The 17,585-nt window shown below is 62.2% G+C and carries 16 protein-coding genes; 6 read left to right on the top strand and 10 right to left on the bottom strand.

The window, feature by feature from the left end; translation table 11 throughout:
• The first annotated feature begins 10 nt into the window (after positions 1-10).
• Genes NJC40_RS05035 through NJC40_RS05045 form a run of 3 tightly spaced genes read left to right on the top strand, consistent with a single transcriptional unit; the run spans position 11 to position 2,329 of the window.
• On the top strand, positions 11-742 hold the full coding sequence (locus tag NJC40_RS05035; protein ID WP_045484875.1) for a DUF484 family protein: 732 nt from the start codon (positions 11-13) through the stop codon (positions 740-742).
• A 2-nt stretch (positions 743-744) separates the two neighbouring features.
• The gene (gene xerC, locus NJC40_RS05040) at positions 745-1,644 is read left to right on the top strand and encodes a tyrosine recombinase XerC (RefSeq protein WP_253139900.1); all 900 of its coding nucleotides are present in this window, start codon (positions 745-747) and stop codon (positions 1,642-1,644) included.
• Positions 1,637-2,329 (top strand): HAD family hydrolase, encoded by a 693-nt coding sequence (locus tag NJC40_RS05045; protein ID WP_045484877.1) that lies wholly within the window; start codon positions 1,637-1,639, stop codon positions 2,327-2,329. Before xerC ends, NJC40_RS05045 begins: the two co-directional genes overlap by 8 nt.
• Positions 2,330-2,499: 170 nt before the next feature.
• On the opposite strand, the gene sutA is transcribed toward NJC40_RS05045, so the two are convergent.
• From sutA to glnK, 4 genes are all read right to left on the bottom strand, one after another.
• Positions 2,500-2,832, bottom strand: coding sequence for a dormancy-specific transcriptional regulator SutA (gene sutA, locus NJC40_RS05050; RefSeq protein WP_045484878.1), 333 nt, complete (start codon positions 2,830-2,832; stop codon positions 2,500-2,502).
• A gap of 98 nt (positions 2,833-2,930) precedes the next feature.
• Entirely contained in the window at positions 2,931-3,353 is a 423-nt protein-coding gene (locus tag NJC40_RS05055; RefSeq protein ID WP_253140040.1) for a secondary thiamine-phosphate synthase enzyme YjbQ, read from the bottom strand.
• Positions 3,354-3,586: 233 nt separating this feature from the next.
• Positions 3,587-4,924: an ammonium transporter gene (locus NJC40_RS05060; protein WP_045484880.1), complete on the bottom strand. Its 1,338-nt coding sequence runs from the start codon at positions 4,922-4,924 to the stop codon at positions 3,587-3,589.
• A 35-nt stretch (positions 4,925-4,959) separates the two neighbouring features.
• Complete coding sequence (gene glnK, locus NJC40_RS05065) at positions 4,960-5,298, bottom strand: P-II family nitrogen regulator (RefSeq protein WP_002555808.1); 339 nt, start codon at positions 5,296-5,298, stop codon at positions 4,960-4,962.
• Between the two features lie 421 nt (positions 5,299-5,719).
• Here glnK and NJC40_RS05070 point away from each other — a divergent pair, with 421 nt between their 5' ends.
• The 3 genes from NJC40_RS05070 (at position 5,720) to NJC40_RS05080 (ending at position 9,857) form a co-directional block, all read left to right on the top strand.
• Positions 5,720-5,983, top strand: a complete 264-nt coding sequence (locus tag NJC40_RS05070; RefSeq protein WP_045493999.1) for an accessory factor UbiK family protein — start codon at positions 5,720-5,722, stop codon at positions 5,981-5,983.
• A gap of 494 nt (positions 5,984-6,477) precedes the next feature.
• The gene (gene mqo, locus NJC40_RS05075) at positions 6,478-8,121 is read left to right on the top strand and encodes a malate dehydrogenase (quinone) (protein ID WP_045484883.1); all 1,644 of its coding nucleotides are present in this window, start codon (positions 6,478-6,480) and stop codon (positions 8,119-8,121) included.
• Between the two features lie 596 nt (positions 8,122-8,717).
• Positions 8,718-9,857, top strand: coding sequence for a pectate lyase family protein (locus NJC40_RS05080; RefSeq protein WP_253139898.1), 1,140 nt, complete (start codon positions 8,718-8,720; stop codon positions 9,855-9,857).
• Between the two features lie 65 nt (positions 9,858-9,922).
• Here NJC40_RS05080 and gspF read toward each other — a convergent pair whose 3' ends face one another.
• Genes gspF through gspK form a run of 6 tightly spaced genes read right to left on the bottom strand, consistent with a single transcriptional unit; the run spans position 9,923 to position 17,581 of the window.
• A complete protein-coding gene (gene gspF, locus NJC40_RS05085) occupies positions 9,923-11,134 on the bottom strand; it encodes a type II secretion system inner membrane protein GspF (RefSeq protein ID WP_045484889.1) in 1,212 nt (403 codons plus the stop codon).
• Positions 11,134-12,552 (bottom strand): type II secretion system ATPase GspE, encoded by a 1,419-nt coding sequence (gspE, locus tag NJC40_RS05090; protein WP_253139897.1) that lies wholly within the window; start codon positions 12,550-12,552, stop codon positions 11,134-11,136. Before gspE ends, gspF begins: the two co-directional genes overlap by 1 nt.
• A complete protein-coding gene (gspD, locus tag NJC40_RS05095) occupies positions 12,549-14,903 on the bottom strand; it encodes a type II secretion system secretin GspD (RefSeq protein ID WP_253139894.1) in 2,355 nt (784 codons plus the stop codon). The genes gspE and gspD overlap by 4 nt, the downstream gene beginning before the upstream one ends.
• Positions 14,900-15,448 (bottom strand): type II secretion system protein GspM, encoded by a 549-nt coding sequence (gene gspM / locus NJC40_RS05100; RefSeq protein ID WP_253139893.1) that lies wholly within the window; start codon positions 15,446-15,448, stop codon positions 14,900-14,902. Before gspM ends, gspD begins: the two co-directional genes overlap by 4 nt.
• Positions 15,441-16,613 carry a type II secretion system protein GspL gene (gene gspL / locus NJC40_RS05105; protein ID WP_253139891.1) on the bottom strand — a complete coding sequence of 391 codons (1,173 nt, stop codon included), beginning with the start codon at positions 16,611-16,613 and terminating at the stop codon, positions 15,441-15,443. Before gspL ends, gspM begins: the two co-directional genes overlap by 8 nt.
• The gene (gene gspK, locus NJC40_RS05110; RefSeq protein WP_253139889.1) at positions 16,610-17,581 is read right to left on the bottom strand and encodes a type II secretion system minor pseudopilin GspK; all 972 of its coding nucleotides are present in this window, start codon (positions 17,579-17,581) and stop codon (positions 16,610-16,612) included. Before gspK ends, gspL begins: the two co-directional genes overlap by 4 nt.
• Positions 17,582-17,585: the final 4 nt, after the last annotated feature.

Consider the following 17,585-nt stretch of genomic DNA (forward strand, 5'->3'; position numbering starts at 1 on the left):
AGCAAATGCGATGACCGATCAGCCTCCAGCTTCAACCCTAGTCGAGCAGCCATCCACTGCGGATGCGCGGCTCAATCCTGAAGCGGAGGCGGTCATCGCCTACCTGCTTCAGCACCCGGAGTTTTTCTCCGAGCACGACGAACTGCTGGTAAGCATGCGCATCCCGCACCAGCGCGGCGACAGCGTGTCGCTGGTCGAACGCCAGCTCAAGCTGCTGCGCGAACGCAACATCGAGATGCGTCACCGACTGTCGCAGTTGATGGATGTCGCCCGCGACAACGACCGGCTATTCGAAAAAACCCGACGCCTGAACCTGACGCTGATGGACGCGGGCAGCCTCGAAGAGCTGATCATGGCCGTCGAAGACAGCCTGCGCCACGACTTTCAGGTGCCCTTTGTCAGCCTGATCCTGTTTGGCGACAACGGCATGCCAGTCGGCCGCTGGATCAGCAGCAGCGAAGCGCAGAAGGCCATCGGCGGGCTGATGGGCGACAAGGCTGTGTGCGGCGCCCTGCGCGATCACGAGCTGGCATTTCTGTTCGGTGCCGAACCCGCCAAAGAAGTCGGCTCTACCGCGCTGGTGACCCTCAATCATCAGGGCCTGCATGGCGTGCTGGCCATCGGCAGCCGTGACCCGCAGCATTACAAGAGTTCCGTGGGCACGCTGTTTCTAGGCTATATCGGCGAAGTGCTGAGCCGTCTGTTGCCGCGCTTCACTCATGCCTTGCGCTCGGTGCGCTGAGATTGGAACAGCAACTGCAAGCCTACTGCGAGCATCTGCGCAGTGAGCGTCAGGTGTCACCGCACACCCTGCTGGCTTATCGCCGCGACCTGGACAAGGTCCTGGCCTTCTGCCAGAAACAGGCGCTCGGCGACTGGAGCGCTCTGGACATTGCGTTGCTGCGCAGCTTTATCGCCCGCCAGCATCAGCAAGGCCAGTCTTCACGCAGCCTGGCGCGCCTGTTGTCGGCCGTGCGCGGGCTGTATCAGTATCTGAACCGTGAAGGCCTGTGCCAGCACGACCCGGCGGGCGGCCTGGCGCCCCCCAAAGGCGAACGGCGACTGCCCAAGACCCTTGACACCGACCGTACAGCGCAACTGCTCGATGGCGCGGTGGAAGACGATTTTCTGGCCCGTCGCGATCAGGCCATCATGGAGTTGTTCTACTCCTCAGGCCTGCGTCTCTCGGAGTTGACCGGCCTGGACACCGACCAGCTGGACCTTGCCGATGGCCTGGTACAAGTGCTGGGCAAAGGCAGCAAGACCCGGGTTCTGCCAATCGGCAGCAAGGCGCGTCAGGCGCTGGACGAGTGGCTCAAGCTGCGTGCCCTGGCCAACCCGCGCGACAACGCGGTATTCATCAGCCAACAGGGCAAACGCCTGGGCCAGCGCGCGGTGCAGGTGCGCCTCAAGGCCGCCGGCGAGCGCGAACTGGGCCAGAATTTGCACCCGCACATGCTGCGCCACTCCTTCGCCAGCCACGTGCTGGAGTCCTCCCAGGACCTGCGTGCGGTGCAGGAGCTGCTCGGCCATGCCGACATCAGCACCACGCAAATCTACACTCATCTGGACTTCCAGCACCTGGCCACCGTGTACGACAGCGCCCATCCACGGGCCAAACGCAAAGGCAATGCCCATGATTAAGCTGATCACTTTCGACCTGGACGACACGCTCTGGGATAACGCCCCGGCCATTGCCGGCGCCGAAACCCTGCTGCGCGACTGGCTGATTGAACACGCACCGCGCCTTGGGCCAGTACCGGTCGAGCACCTGTGGGAAATCCGCACCCGGCTGATCAACGCCGAGCCCGGCCTCAAGCACCGGATCAGCGCCCTGCGCCGCAAAGTGCTGTTTCATGCCCTGCGCGACGTGGGTTACGACGAAGACCAGGCTCTGGACCTGGCCGAGCGCAGCTTCGAAGCGTTTCTCCATGGCCGCCATCAGGTGCAGGTGTTCCCGGAGGTCCAGCCGACGCTGGAAATCCTTGCCAAGACCTATGCACTGGGCGTGATCACCAACGGCAACGCCGATGTGCGGCGCCTGGGCCTGGCCGACTACTTCAGGTTTGTGCTGTGCGCCGAGGACCTGGGCATCGGCAAACCCGACCCCGCACCGTTTCGCGAGGCGCTGCGCCGCGCCAACTGCGAGGCAGACCACGCGGTGCATATCGGTGACCACCCGGACGATGACATTGGCGGTGCCCAGCGCGCCGGGCTCAAAACCATCTGGTTCAACCCGCAGGGCAAGGTCTGGGAAGCCACCCATCGTCCGGATGCAGAGATCCATAACCTGTCGCAGTTGCCCGAGGTGCTGGCTCGCTGGGGCTGACGAATTAGCGCCGCCGCGTCACAACTGCGATTGCACGAGGGGCCGGCGACGCTGCGCTTTAGCGGCGAAAAGCTTCGCAGCTAAAGCTGCTCCTGCGAGGGCCATGCGCGGATCACAGGCAAGAAAAAGCCCGCAGCGACAGCGGGCTTTTTCTTTACGCTCAAGACGCCTCAGATAGGGCGGCTGCCGTACTTGTTGTCCGGCTTCTTGGGCGGGTCGGCCACCACATTGGCCTCGACTTCCTGCACTTTGCCGCCACGAGAGAGAAACTCTTCCATGGCGCGTGCCAGAGCGTCGCGATCCTTTTGTTTGGCCTCGATGCTGGGCAGTTCATCGACCGATACTGCAGCCTTGGACTTGCCTTTGGCAGGCGCGGCCGTAACTTCGCCGCCATCATCAGCATCAGGAGCGTCGTCTTCAGGCGCTGCGCTGAGCTCCTCGCCTTCGTCCTCGCCTTCCAGGTCGTCTACCAGATCATCGTTATCGTTGTCGTCGTCGCTCATGTTCTACCTCATGACTTGCGAAAGCAGATTAGTTATAGCTCAGCAACCCGGAAAATCGAGCCGCCGTGAGAACCAGCAGCCGCTCAAACCAGCGGCTATTACCGCTCACCCTGAAGGGTGGCCAGGACCCGGCGAGCACCACCGCGATCACGATGCTCACCGAGATAAACACCTTGCCATGTACCCAGCGCCAAACGTCCGGCCGTCACCGGCAAAATCAACTGGCAGCCTAGCAAACTGGCCTTGAAGTGCGCCGGCAGGTCATCAGGACCTTCATCGTTGTGTTCGAAGCCCGCCACACCCTGAGGCACCAGGCGGTTGAAAAATCGCTCGAAGTCACGACGCACAGCCGGGTCGGCGTTTTCGTTGACGGTCAACGACGCCGAGGTATGTTGCAACCACAGATGCAGCAATCCGACCCGACACTCCCGTAGCCCGGACACGCCGGCAACGATCTCATCGGTGACCAGGTGAAACCCGCGCGACCGCTCTCGCAGGGTGACCACTGATTGCTGCCACATACCGTTCTCCACACGTTCGGCGCGCATTCTAACTCGCCTGAGAAAAAAGCAAAGCGCCATAAACCTACATTACTGTCAGCAATAGCCGTTGCTGGCAAAAGTGCCGTCGAGACCGGCGCAAACGATCTATAACACTGCGTGATGCACAATCAATGACAGCATCGCAGCGCGGGTGATCCATAAATTTCAGACAAAAAAAATGCCCGGCTAGCCGGGCATTTTTCGCAGAAGGCTTACAGGTTGTAGCCGCGCTCGTTGTGTTGCGCAAGGTCCAGACCAACGACTTCTTCTTCTTCGTTGACCCGCAGCCCCATGACCACGTCCAGCACCTTGAGGATCACGTAGGTCACGATTGCGGTGTACACCACGGTGAAGGCGACACCCTTGAACTGCACCCAGACCTGGGTGCCGATGTCAGTCACGGTGCCGAAGCCGCCCAGAGCAGGGGCTGCAAACACGCCAGTGAGGATCGCACCGACGATACCGCCGACACCGTGCACGCCGAAGGCATCCAGCGAGTCGTCATAACCCAGTTTGCGCTTGAGGCTGGTGGCGCAGAAGAAACACACCACACCCGAGACCAGGCCGATCACCAGAGCGCCCATCGGGCCTGCGGTACCGGCGGCCGGGGTGATTGCCACCAGGCCTGCCACCACACCCGAGGCGATGCCCAGAGCACTTGGCTTGCCGTGGGTCAGCCACTCGGCGAACATCCAGCCCAACGCTGCAGCCGCGGTTGCGATCTGGGTGACCAGCATCGCCATGCCAGCGGTGCCGTTGGCGGCGGCAGCGGAGCCGGCGTTGAAGCCGAACCAGCCGATCCACAGCATGGCCGCGCCGATCAGGGTGTAACCCAGGTTGTGCGGAGCCATTGGCGTGGTCGGGTAGCCTTTACGTTTGCCCAGTACCAGGCAAGCCACCAGGCCCGCGATACCGGCATTGATGTGGACCACGGTGCCACCGGCAAAGTCCAGTACGCCCCAGTCCCACATCAGGCCACCAACACCGCCCCAGACCATGTGAGCGATCGGTGCGTAGACCAGGGTGAACCAGATGGCCATGAACACCAGCATCGCGGAGAACTTCATGCGCTCGGCGAAGGCACCGACGATCAACGCCGGCGTGATGATCGCGAAGGTCATCTGGAAGGTAATGAATACCGCCTCAGGGAACAGCGCAGCAGCGCCAGTCAGGCTCGAAGGGGTCAGGCCCGCCAGGAAGGCTTTCTCGAAGCCGCCGACAAACGAACTGAAGTTGACCACGCCTTCTTCCATGCCGGTCGTGTCGAACGCCAGGCTATAGCCGTAGACCACCCACAGGATGCTGATAAGACCGGTAATGGCAAAACACTGCATCATCACCGAGAGAACGTTTTTCGAGCGAACCATGCCGCTGTAGAACAGTGCCAGGCCCGGAATGGTCATGAACAGGACCAGCGCGGTGGCGGTCAGCATCCATGCGGTGTCACCGGAATTGAGTACAGGTTCTGCAGCAGGCTCAGCCGCCAGGGCCAGACCAGGTAAAGCGAGGGACAACAGGGCTCCAAGCCCTGCGAATTGACGCAGAGTCATAGTGTTTCTCCTGGGGCTTTAGGGGGGTTGGCGGCTTAGATCGCGTCGGTATCGGTTTCGCCGGTACGGATGCGGATCGCCTGTTCCAGATTCACGACGAAAATCTTGCCGTCGCCAATCTTGCCGGTGTTGGCAGCCTTGGTAATGGCTTCGATAACCCGGTCCAGATCCTTGTCGTCAATGGCGACATCGATCTTCACCTTGGGAAGGAAGTCGACAACGTATTCAGCACCGCGATACAGCTCAGTGTGACCTTTCTGACGTCCGAAGCCTTTGACCTCAGTGACAGTGATGCCCTGCACGCCGATCTCGGACAACGATTCGCGTACGTCATCGAGTTTGAACGGCTTGATGATTGCAGTGACTAGTTTCATGAAACTCTCTCCCGAATTGGTGGACTTGCCCCAGGAAAACAAACCCGTCTCAAGTCTAAGCTCAGTGCCTGGCTTTGTAACGTGTCGGTCGCCTGTTCAGGTCGACACCGACGCCAGATAAACGCATCTGACGATCTACTTCTCCGTTGTGCCTGCCGCACTGCATTTGTCACGTCGACTGCATCAGTGCAGGAGTCACGAAGGTCTATTGCAGAAAGCTTGCCATGTCGGAAAAAGTCACTGAATTCAGGTGGTTGTTGCCTTACAGGCCTGCAACACCTGGCATAGGCGGCCGCCGCCCGCACAATAACGGTGCGTCCGTGCACACCCTTGTGCGCAATAAACGTGCATCTGACCGAGGGAAAATGCCCCACAGCAGCTCGTGCTACACTGCCAGCCCTCTTGAGTCCGGGAATTGATCATGCTCGCCCCCAAAGCCCTCCTCGATGCCCTGAGCGACCACGCTTCGCGCCTGTTCAATGGCGAGACGCCGCTGCCGCGCAGCGAGTTCGAAAGCCAGTTCAAGATTGTGCTGCAAAGTGCTTTCAGCAAACTCGATCTGGTCAGCCGGGAAGAGTTCGACAGCCAGATGGCCGTCCTCGCCCGCACACGTGCGCGCCTTGAAGCACTGGAAGCCAAAGTTGCGCAACTGGAAAGCAAAATCAGCCCGACCACGCCGGACTGATCGGGGTCATGGTGCCCTTTGGCGCATGCCGGATAACGGCATGTTCGCCATCATCAACATGCCATCAACACACTAATTGCCAAGACCCTATCTATTAGAGGTCTTTATCACGGGCGTTTTCGTCTAAAATGCCCGGCTGAATCGTTCAGGCCCTGTTTCTGACGCCTCTAAAGCGCGCAGCACAGACTGCGACAGCCTGACGAAAGGGACTCGTGATCCACTGATGGGTGTGAGTTAAACAGGCTTGCCCTGGCGCCACGACGCCAGCCAGACCTGAGCAGACAAGTGTCATCGAAGTCGCTGAAGCCAACAACTTATAAGAAGTCAGCACGGGAGGGACATAACAATGAGGTCGATCGTTATCGATCTGGTGAGTCGCCCTTCCAGTCTTGTTGAGGATGGGTCCGGCCCCAATGGCATCTGATATGCCTGCGGCCAGGCCAGTCTCAGCCCAAGAATGGTGGGAGGACGGCATTAATCCTAGGAACTACAACATGTTTAAGAAAGTGAACACGGCCTTGCTGGGCTTGGCACTCTCGGCGGGTTTCATGTCTGCCCATGCTGCCGAAGCCAAAAAAGTGGATGTACTGCTGGTCGGCGGCGGCATCATGAGTTCGACCCTGGGTATCTGGCTTAACGAGCTTGAGCCAGGCTGGTCGATCGAAATGGTCGAGCGCCTTGACGCGGTAGCCGAAGAAAGCTCCAACGGCTGGAACAACGCCGGTACCGGCCACTCCGCCCTGGCCGAGCTGAACTACACGCCAGAAGGCAAAGACGGCAAGATCGACATCTCCAAGGCGATCGAGATCAACGAGTCGTTCCAGATCTCCCGTCAGTTCTGGGCCTGGCAGGTCAAGAGCGGCGTGCTCAAGGACCCTCGCTCGTTCATCAACTACACACCGCACATGAGCTTTGTCTGGGGCGACGAGAACATCGCGTTCCTGAAAAAGCGCTATGAAGCGCTCAAAGCCAGCCCGCTGTTCAGCGGCATGGAATATTCCGAAGATCCGGCGCAAATCAAACAGTGGGTTCCACTGATGATGGAAGGCCGTGACCCGAGCCAGAAGATCGCCGCCACCTGGAGCCCGATCGGTACGGACATGAACTTCGGTGAGATCACTCGCCAGTTCGTCGGCCACCTGAAAACCAAGCCTAACTTCGACCTCAAGCTGTCCAGCGAAGTCGAAGAGATCAAGCGCAATGCCGACGGCACCTGGCGCGTGACCTACAAAAACCTCAAAGATGGCACCGAGAACTCGACCGACGCCAAGTTCCTGTTCATCGGCGCCGGCGGTGGTGCCCTGCACCTGCTGCAGGCATCCGGTATTCCTGAAGCCCAGGAATACGCCGGCTTCCCGGTGGGTGGCTCGTTCCTGGTGACCGAAAATACCGAAATCGCGGCAGCTCACCTGGCCAAGGCTTACGGCAAAGCTTCGGTCGGTGCACCACCGATGTCGGTTCCGCACCTGGACACCCGCGTGCTCGATGGCAAGCGCGTCATCCTGTTTGGCCCATTCGCGACCTTCTCGACCAAGTTCCTGAAGAACGGCTCGTACCTGGACCTGCTGACCAGCACCAACACCCACAACATCTGGCCAATGACCAAGGTCGGCATCAAAGAGTACCCGCTGATCGAGTACCTCGCCGGCCAGGTCATGCTGTCTGACGAAGATCGCCTGGAAGCCCTGCGCGAATACTTCCCGAACGCCAAGCAAGAAGACTGGCGTCTGTGGCAAGCCGGCCAGCGCGTACAGATCATCAAGCGTGATGAAGAAAAAGGCGGCGTGCTGAAACTGGGCACCGAGATCGTTGCATCCAAGGACGGCAGCATCGCCGGCCTGCTGGGCGCATCGCCGGGTGCTTCGACTGCCGCTCCAATCATGCTGAGCGTGCTGGAGAAGGTCTTCAAAGACAAAGTCGCCACCCCGGCCTGGCAGGAAAAGCTGCACCAGATCGTGCCTAGCTATGGCACCAAGCTCAACAGCAGCCCTGAAGCAGTTGCCAAAGAGTGGGCCTACACCGCTGAAGTGCTGCAACTGCCGACCCCGCCGGCAGTGAACGGCAACACTGCAGTTGCCCCGGCAGCAACACCGGCCAAGCCACGTGAGAGCAACGCAGCGACCGATATGGCGCTGTAAGGCGGCACATTGTTGCGACTGCTACATCCCGAGCCCCGTCAGGCCTTGCCTGGCGGGGCTTGTTTTTTTTGCCGTAAACGCTGCCAGGGCCGGGCGACGGAAAAATGTTACAGCCGTCGTTACCCGGTAACGGTCGCGCAATGTCCAGCCAACGCCAATCACGATGATACGCTCGAACTAGAGCGACCAAAGCCCAACTAAGCAAACCTCATCACACAACAAAAGAAAAGTTACCATTCTACTCACGCACTAACCCGTCACTATTCAGCCCCTCGCCAACAAAACCTTTAAAGCCAACCAACAGACTCATTAACCAACTGAATTTAATAGATTTATCTATAAAACCTGACTATCTATGGGCGCTCTTTCAAGCTCTTTTGTGCGCGCACTCAGGCACTATCAACCATGAACGGAATAGCGTGAAAGAGTGCTCACTTTTGCCAAAAAAGTCATACGACAACACACCAATAAACTGCTAGGCTGCTTCTCGCAGCGGACGTTATTCGCTGCTAGAAGGCGATAAGGACGTCCGCTCGAGCAACGTTCCGGTTACCCGGTGCGTTAAATACTCAAGTTAATCAAGGATCCGATTACTTATGACCAAGCCTGCAACTTTCACTGCCAGCAAATTGGCGAGCGCTGTTGTCGCCTCGCTGTTGTTCACCAGCCTGGCTGCCCAGGCCGATATCGCCACCGACGTCGCCACCACCGGCTGGGCCACCCAAAACGGCGGCACCAAAGGCGGCTCGCGTGCTGCGGCCAACAACATCTACACCGTCAAGAACGCCGCCGAGCTAAAAAGTGCGCTGAGCGCGTCAGTTGGCAGCAATGGCCGGATCATCAAGATCAGCGGCATCATTGATATCAGCGAAGGCAAGGCCTACACCACCACCGCAGACATGAAAAAACGCGGCCGCCTGGACATTCCGGGCAAGACCACCATCGTCGGCATCACCAACAATGCCGAAATCCGCGAAGGCTTCTTCTACGCCAAAGAAAACGACGTGATCATCCGTAACATCACCATCGAGAACCCATGGGATCCCGAGCCGATCTGGGATGCCGATGACGGCAGTGCAGGCAACTGGAACTCCGAATACGATGGTCTGACCATCGAAGGTGCCAACAACGTGTGGGTGGACCACGTGACCTTCACCGATGGTCGCCGCACCGATGACCAGAACGGCACCGCCAATGGTCGTCCCAAGCAGCATCACGACGGTGCGCTGGACGTCAAGAATGGCGCCAACTACGTCACCATCTCCTACACGGCGTTCAAGTCCCACGAAAAGAACAACCTCATCGGCTCCAGCGACAGCCGCACCACCGATGACGGCAAACTCAAGGTCACCATTCATAACAGCCTGTTCGAGAACATCTCGGCCCGCGCACCACGGGTGCGGTTCGGCCAGGTGCATCTGTACAACAACTACCATGTGGGCAGCACCAGCCATAAGGTCTACCCGTTCAGCTATGCCCATGGCGTTGGCAAGAACTCGAAGATCTATTCCGAGAAGAACGCCTTTGAAATCTCCGGTATCAGCGGCTGCAGCAAGATCGCCGGCGACTACGGTGGCAGCGTCTACCGCGACCAGGGTTCGACCCTCAATGGCAGCACGCTGAGCTGCTCGTGGAGTTCGAACATCGGCTGGACCCCGCCCTACAGCTACAACCCGTTGAACGCCGACAAAGTGGCCGCCGACGTCAAAGCCAAGGCCGGTGCCGGCAAGCTCTGACCCAGCCCGGTGAGCCGCGCATGAAGAACCCTCGGCAACGAGGGTTTTTTATTGCGCCTGACGCGTCACTGCACCAGTTGGTTGATCTCGATGATCGGTAGCAGCACGGCCATGACGATCAGCAGCACCACCGCGCCCATGACCACGATCATCAACGGCTCCAGCAGCGCGGTCATGCCCATTGCCCGGCGTTCGATATCCCGCGACAGGGTCTGCGCCGCACGGTCGAGCATGGGCGGCAGCGAGCCGGTTTTCTCACCGCTGGCAATCAGGTGAATCAGCAGCGGCGGGAATACATTCTCCATGCGCAGCGCGGTGGCCAGGTTGACGCCTTCACGCACTTTGGCAGTGGCTTCGCTGACGCTCAGGCTCAACCGGTCGTTGGACAAGGTCTGACGCGCCGCCTCCAGCGCCCTTAACAGCGGCACCCCGGCGCCGCCAAGGATCGCCAGGGTCGAGGCGAAACGCGCGGTGTTCAGGCCCAGTACGAAGCGGCCAAACAGCGGTAGCCGCAGCACCCGGCGATGCCAGCTCAGGCGCGCCGCCGGCCGGCGCAGGTACAGCCGCCAGGCCCAGAAGCCACCGGCCAGCATCGTGGCGCACAGCCAGCCCCAGGCGCGGATGAAATCGCTGGCTTCGAGCATCGCCACGGTCAGCCCCGGCAGGTCCTGGCGCGCCTGGGAAAACGCACTGACCACCTGCGGCACCACATAGCTGAGCAGAAAGATCACGATGCCGACCGACAGCAGCCCGACCACGCCGGGATAGATGAACGCGGTCAGAATCTTGCTGCGCAGGTTGTTGCGCTCCTCGATGTAGTCGGCCAGCCGCTCCATGACCTGGGCCAGGTCGCCGGACTCTTCACCGGCCGCAATCAGTGCTCGGTAGATGTCCGGAAAATCCTGGGGCCGCGCCGCCAGCGCGTCGGCCAGGCGCATACCGCCGCGCACATCAGTGCGCACCGCACTGAGGGTCTGGGCGACGTGCTTGCGTTCAGCCTGCTCGACGGTGGCGCTCAGGGCGGCTTCCAGCGGCAGGCTGGCACCGAGCAGGCTCGCCAGTTGGCGGGTGGCCCAGGCCAGATCGTTGTCCGTCAGCCGCGCGCTGAACAGTCCTGCGCCACCGTTGCTGGCCGTGCTGTCTTGCTGGTGCACCGACAACGCCGTCAGGCCGCGGCTGCGCAGAATGCCAAGCGCCGCGCTCTGGCTGTCTGCGTCCAACAGACCGGACTCAAGCTTGCCATTGGCGTCGGCGGCTTCAAACCGGTAGCGATTCATCACACGTCCCGTGTCACGCGCAGGATTTCCTGCGGCGCGGTAGTACCGTTGCGGATCCAGCGTTCGCCATCGTCACGCATGCTGAGCATGCCGTTACGCTGCGCCGCGGCACGCAGAGCCAGTTCACCCGCGCCCTGATGGATCAGGCTGCGGATATCGTCATCAATGCAAAACAACTCATGAATCCCGGTACGGCCGCTGTAGCCGGTGTGGTTGCACTCAACGCAGCCCAGCGGCCGCCAGGTGCCGGGCGCAGCCGGGTCTGGTTGCCGGCAATGCACGCACAGGCAGCGCACCAGACGCTGGGCCAGCACACCGAGCATGGATGAGGCGAGCAGAAAAGGCTCGACGCCCATGTCAATCAGACGGTTGACCGCCGACACCGCATCGTTGGTGTGCAGGGTGGCCAGCACCAGGTGGCCGGTGAGCGAGGCCTGGACCGCGATCTGCGCCGTTTCCAGGTCGCGGATTTCGCCGATCATGATGATGTCCGGGTCCTGGCGCAGGATGGCGCGTAACGCCAGGGCAAAGGTCATGTCGATTTTGGCGTTGACCTGGATCTGGCTGATGCCCGGCAAGTCATATTCGACCGGGTCTTCCACGGTGATGATGTTACTGATGGTCGCATCAAGCCGGGCCAGCGCGGCGTAAAGGCTGGTGGTCTTGCCGCTGCCGGTGGGGCCGGTGACCAGCACGATGCCGTGGGGCTGGCGGATCAGCGTATCGAGCCGGGCCAGCAACTGTGGGTCCATGCCCAGGCTTTCCAGGTGCAGACGCCCGGCCTGTTTGTCGAGCAGGCGCATCACCACCCGCTCACCGTGGCCGGTGGGCACGGTCGAAACACGAATGTCGATCGGCCGCCCGGCGACCCGCAAGGCAATACGGCCGTCCTGGGGCAAGCGTTTCTCGGCAATGTCGAGCTGGGCCATGATCTTGATCCGCGACACCAGCGCGCCGTGCAGCGCCTTGCGCGGCGAAACCACCTCGCGCAGCGTGCCATCGACCCGATAACGCACCACCGAATGGGTTTCGAACGGTTCGATGTGCACGTCGCTTGCCTGGTCACGCGCCGCCTGGGTCAGCAGGGCATTGATCATGCGGATCACCGGCGCGCCGTCCTGAGTGTCGAGCAGGTCGGTGACTTCCGGCATGTCCTGTATCAGCCGGTCAAGATCGACTTCATTTTCCGCCGCACCGACCACTGCCGCCGCGCTGCCGGTATCGGCGTAGGCACTGGCCAGCAAACCGTCAAGCTCGTCATCGCGTACCCGCTGCAAGCGCGCCGGGCCGAACTGGCGCCGCACCTCGCTGATCGACCAGCCCGGGGTCGACGGGCAAACCGTCAGTACCGCCCCATCCGGGTCTGCGCTGAGCAAAATGCGCTGGGCCTTGGCCCAGGCATAGGGCAAGGCACTCATAACGCTGGCGTTCCTTGCACGGGCAGCGCACTGCCACGCGGCGCCGGCACACCCAACGCGGCAGGCGGTAACTGCGGCGCCTGCATATCCGGCATTGCCCAGTTGCGTTCCGGTTGCAGCGCGCTCTGGGCACGGCGGATAAAGTCATAACGATTGAGCGTGATGCTGCGTCCTGCCGCGCTGTCGCGGATGATGTAAGGGCGCAGGAACACCATCAGGTTGGTCTTGTTGAGCGAGCGCCGCTCATTGCGAAACAGCGCGCCGACGCCCGGCAGGCTGCCCAGCCACGGCACCGCTTCGTTGCTCTGGCTGTAGCCATCCTGCAGCAGGCCGCCCAGCACCATGATCTGCCCGTCATCGAGCAGGATGCTGGTATCAATGGCACGCTTATTGGTGACAATGCCTGCGGAACTGGAAGTCGACGACGCACGCTCGTCGATGCTGCTGACCTCCTGATAGATGTCGAGCTTGACTGTGCCACCTTCGGAAATTTGCGGCCTTACATTGAGTTTCAGGCCGACCTCTTCGCGGGTCACGGTCTGGAACGGGTTGTTGCTGGTGCCTCCGCCACCGGTCACGTAACTGCCACTGACAAACGGAATGGTCTGGCCGACGAAAATACTCGCCACCTCGTTATCCAGGGTCAGCAGGTTAGGCGTCGACAACACGTTGGAGCCGCCCTTGCTCTTCAAGGCGCGGGCCAGCACCTTGAGATCGAGGATGCGGCCAATACCAGGGATCTCCACGGTGCCATTGACGTAGCCCAGGTTCAGCCCCTGGGGCAGCACATCGACACTGCTCTGGCCATTGAGGTTGAGCCCCGAGCCGCCCAGGTTGGCACCGCCGATCACCCCATTGCCATTGAGGTTGCCGGTCTGCCATTGCACACCGAATTCGTTGGCGTCGTCCTCGGCCACCTCGACGATCAGGCTCTCGATCACCACCTGTGCACGGCGCTGGTCGAGCAGGTCGATGACCTCGCGCAGGTTGCGGTACAGCGGCTCCGGCGCGGAAATCAGCAAGGTATTGGTGGTGGTATCGGCCTGGATGGTCACGCCACCGGCGCTGAACGCGACGTTCTGCTCGCCTGCCGCCGCGGTGCCCTGGCCGTAAGCAGCGCCGCTGGACTGGCCGAAACCACTGGTCACGGTGCTGCTCGACGCACTGGCTGACGCCGCACTGCTGCTGCCGGATGAGCTCTGGCTTTGCCCGTTCTGCCCGGAGTTGCTGCCCATCGAGCTGAGGATCGAGCGCGCCGGGTCACCATTGCCGCTGTCACTCTCGCCAGTCAGCAGACCGCGCAGCGCTTGAGCCAGTTTGCTGGCCTGGGCGTTACGCAGGTAAACCACATGCAGATTGCTCGGGTTACTTTGCGCATTGTCGAGCTTGTAGATCAGGTTGCGCGCCAGGTGCGTGCGTTCGGGGCTGCCGGCGCGCAGGATGATGGTGTTGGAGCGCGCATCGCCGATCACCGAAATCTTCTGGGTCGGGTCACCACCCGGTACATCAAGTAGCTCGGCCACCAATGGCGCGATGTCCACGGCAATGCCGTTCTGGATCTGCACAACATCGGTGTCAATGGCGCTGGGGGTGTCGATCTGCTCGATCAGTTGCGCGACCCGCGCCAGGTTATCGGCCTCGTCAGTGATGACGATGGTGTTGTTGCCGGGGTAAGCGTTGATCGGGTTATTGGGGGCCACGATCGGGCGCAGCACCGGAATCAGGTTCACCGCGTTTTCATAACGCAGCCGAAAGGTGCGGGTGATCATGCCGTTGCCGGCCGGTTTGTCGGCACTGTAGATCGGCCCGCCGAGCAGCTTGGCATCGGCTTCCGGCACCACCTGCGCGACCCCGCCGACATCCACCACACTGAAGCCCTGCATGCGCAGCGCCGCCAGCAGCATGCTGTAAGCCTGACGCGCCGGCACTTGGCCTTCGGAAACCAGGGTCAGGTTGCCCTTGACCCGCGGGTCGACCAGAAACTGCTGGCCGGTGGCGCGCGACAGCGCACGCACCACAGCCTGAATATCGGCCTCGACAAAATTCAGCGTCACCGGCTGTTCGCCCAACCCCAGGCCGGCCGCTGATCGGCCACCGCTGCTGGCGGCGGTACGGCCGCGCTCGCTGATGTTATGCAGTTGCCGTGGCGCAGGCCGCGCTTGCTGTTGCGCACGCTGGCGATCAAGCAGCGCATCGCCGCTGCGCGAGGTGTCGGCCAGCGGCCGGCCCAGCTCGCTGTCGACCAGCAAAGGCGGCTGGTGCGGCGCGCGGCTGCTGGCGCAGCCGCTCAATGCCAGCAACAACAGCAGCGGCAATACCCTGCGTCCTGCCTTGGATTGTGACCCCTTCATGAAGCTTCCTTAGCGCCCTGCGCCTGATCCATGCGAACAGTGCCAGACAAAGTCCCGGCGCTGTCATCGGTAGCGTTATCGCCGGCCCGTTGCAGGTGCGCTTCGACGACCGGCAGCGCGCCGGGCCGTTGCCGCCCCAGCAGCCAATCGATCAGCGCATCGGCCGGGGCCGCATCGAACGTCAACTGCCAGCCGCCATCGGGCCCGGCCTGCAACTGGTAATGCCCGGCCAGCCCGTAAGCCTCCAGGCCCTGCCGGAGCGCTTGCTCGGTGTCGCCGCCAGCGGCCTGCACACCGGCTTCGCGCAGCAAGTTCTCCAAAGCCTGGGCCTGGCCTTGCAGCTTGGGCGTTTGCGCTTGCCAGTAGGCAATGGTCTTGAGCGGTGGCTGAATCAACAGTGCCCACAACAACAGCCCGACCAGCAGCAGCGCCCCACCCGTCAGCACCCGCTGTTCGCGCAGCGACAGAGCCTGCCAGGCCGCCTGGCCGCGCGTGCGCCAGCGCAGCCAGTGGGCGCGAATAATGGCCGGCGACCGCTTACTCATCGATGTCCTCCAGCGGCTGGTCATGAATGTCCGCCGTGGCTGGCGCCGCATTCAGGGTCCAGATCCGGTCAGTGCGCGCGGCGCTGAGCCCCGCCTGGGCCAGGGTTGCCTGCACGGTCTGGTCAGGCGCCAGTGCCGCACTGTCCGCCGCCAGCTCCAACTGCAATTGGCCGTTGCTGAAGCTCAGCCGCTGGACGCTGCCGACCAGTGCCGGCAGCGCCTCGCCGGCCTGCTGCAGCATGGGCACAAAGCTCTGCGCCGGCAGGTGCCCCGAGCCGCCCTGCCGCGCCGTCAACTGCTGGCGGGCTTGCTGTAGCGGGTTGAGAATCACCGGCAGTTCCGGGAAGGCCTGGCGGACTTGCGCACTCATCTGCGCCTTGAGTTGCTGGCCGTGCTGCGCTTCACGCGCGGCGTACAGATTCAGGCCCAGCAACCACACCGTGATCGCCAGCGCGCAACAGGCCAGCGCCTTGCCCCAGCCCGGTGTCGAAGCGCCTGCACGGCTTGGCGAACCCTGCAGCTCCCAGCCCGGCACCGGCCCCGACCAGCGCTGTTCGGGCGCCGTGTGTGCTTGCGCACCTTGCGGGGCCGGCGCACCGATCCAGTGCACAAGGCTGCCGCGCAACGCCAACGGTTCCAGATGATCCTCAAGCATCGGCTCGACCGCCGCGTGATCCAGGCCATGACGTACCAGCAGGTGCCCGTCTTCGACGCTGGCGCTGATCGACCCTTGCGGGGCCAACGCCAGCCGGTACGGCGCCGGATACAAGCCAGCCAGCTTCAGACGGTGCTGGGTCAATGCCAGGTTCAGACGCTGCAGGTCGGCCTTGGCCAGCCATCCGACCTGCACCTGCCCGTCATCGCCGCGGCGGCCATGGGCGACCTGCAGCGCCTGACGGCTGCCCAGCACCATCGCCTCGACGGCGCACGCCACGGCAGCGCCGAGCCGGCCGGCCGAGAGCGGCGGTAACGGTAAACGGGTGAGCACGGTGTCTGAAGGGTGCAAAAAACACTCGGCGCTGGCCGGCCCGGCGCTGCCCAACTGCCGGACTGTGCTGTGGGCAGCTTCCAGCAGCTGCCCATGACGGTCGAGGCGGGCAAACTCCAGCAAGCTGTCGGGGGTCAGCTCACGCAACGGCGGCAGGGCAATGCGCAGCCGGCTCATACCCCAGGCCTCGCCCAGATCACTCGCGGCATCTCGTGCTGCGTACGATACAGCAAGGCTTCCAGCGAACTGCGCCGACGCTCTTGGCGGGTCTGGCCCTGATACAGAAACCATTCGCTGGTGATGCCGACATTCAGGCTGTCGATCGACACCTGCGCAAGCCCCAGGCGGTTGACGAAGTCACCACGGTTGATGAACCACTGGCCACGATCACGCGCCTGCACCAGCGCCCTGGCCTGGTCCAGCGCCAGCCCCGGCACCACGGCCGCCAGTACTTCGGCACTGGCCGTGTTGCTGTTGACCCAGGTATTGCCCGGAATGATGCTGACGTAACGGCCCAGCCGCTCCAGCACCGCCTCATCAATACCCGCAATGCTGCGCAGGTCGCTCAACTGACTGAGTATTGGCAAGCTTGCCGGCACTGGCCGGCGCGCCGCATCAAGCCGATTGGAAAAACCGCCCGAATCGCGCCCCGTGGCCAGGCTGTCAGCGCCCTCAGGATAATGCGGGAAAGACGCAATGACCCTGGCAGTGATGCGCCGCGCCAGGCCGGGGTCGATATCAATCATTGCGCACAACCGCTCGAAACTGCGCAGTTGACCGCTGTCGAGCCGTTCGTTAAGCAACAGATTATGCAGGTTGAACTTGCCCTGCTGGTCTTGCAGGCGCGCCTCAAGCGCCTGGCCGGCATTGCCGGGGCCGTACTGCCCGAGCGGCTGATTCCAGAGTTGATCGGGCCGGGTGACCGAATTTTGCTGGCCGGCAACCCACAACAAGCGGCGGCCCGCCTCCAGGCCGCCCAGCAGCACCTGGCTGCCCTGCACCCGGAACTGCTCGGCCTCAAGGGTGCGGGTGAACACCCCTTGGCGCGCCAGCATGCCGGCGGCAATCACCGCCACTACGGTGACAATCAGCAAGGCGCTGATAATCGCGACGCCGCGCTGGCGGGTGGGCAGATGAGGGCTCACGGCG

It is taken from the genome of Pseudomonas sp. 21LCFQ02 (genome assembly GCF_024129895.2).
Lineage (GTDB): Bacteria > Pseudomonadota > Gammaproteobacteria > Pseudomonadales > Pseudomonadaceae > Aquipseudomonas.

Coding starts and splice junctions, on each gene's coding strand:
- NJC40_RS05035 (WP_045484875.1), top strand. CDS start 11: ATGACCGATCAGCCTCCAGCTTCAACCCTAGTCGAGCAGCCATCCACT.
- NJC40_RS05045 (WP_045484877.1), top strand. CDS start 1,637: ATGATTAAGCTGATCACTTTCGACCTGGACGACACGCTCTGGGATAAC.
- sutA (WP_045484878.1), bottom strand. CDS start 2,832: ATGAGCGACGACGACAACGATAACGATGATCTGGTAGACGACCTGGAA.
- NJC40_RS05055 (WP_253140040.1), bottom strand. CDS start 3,353: ATGTGGCAGCAATCAGTGGTCACCCTGCGAGAGCGGTCGCGCGGGTTT.
- NJC40_RS05060 (WP_045484880.1), bottom strand. CDS start 4,924: ATGACTCTGCGTCAATTCGCAGGGCTTGGAGCCCTGTTGTCCCTCGCT.
- glnK (WP_002555808.1), bottom strand. CDS start 5,298: ATGAAACTAGTCACTGCAATCATCAAGCCGTTCAAACTCGATGACGTA.
- NJC40_RS05070 (WP_045493999.1), top strand. CDS start 5,720: ATGCTCGCCCCCAAAGCCCTCCTCGATGCCCTGAGCGACCACGCTTCG.
- mqo (WP_045484883.1), top strand. CDS start 6,478: ATGTTTAAGAAAGTGAACACGGCCTTGCTGGGCTTGGCACTCTCGGCG.
- NJC40_RS05080 (WP_253139898.1), top strand. CDS start 8,718: ATGACCAAGCCTGCAACTTTCACTGCCAGCAAATTGGCGAGCGCTGTT.
- gspF (WP_045484889.1), bottom strand. CDS start 11,134: ATGAATCGCTACCGGTTTGAAGCCGCCGACGCCAATGGCAAGCTTGAG.
- gspE (WP_253139897.1), bottom strand. CDS start 12,552: ATGAGTGCCTTGCCCTATGCCTGGGCCAAGGCCCAGCGCATTTTGCTC.
- gspD (WP_253139894.1), bottom strand. CDS start 14,903: ATGAAGGGGTCACAATCCAAGGCAGGACGCAGGGTATTGCCGCTGCTG.
- gspM (WP_253139893.1), bottom strand. CDS start 15,448: ATGAGTAAGCGGTCGCCGGCCATTATTCGCGCCCACTGGCTGCGCTGG.
- gspL (WP_253139891.1), bottom strand. CDS start 16,613: ATGAGCCGGCTGCGCATTGCCCTGCCGCCGTTGCGTGAGCTGACCCCC.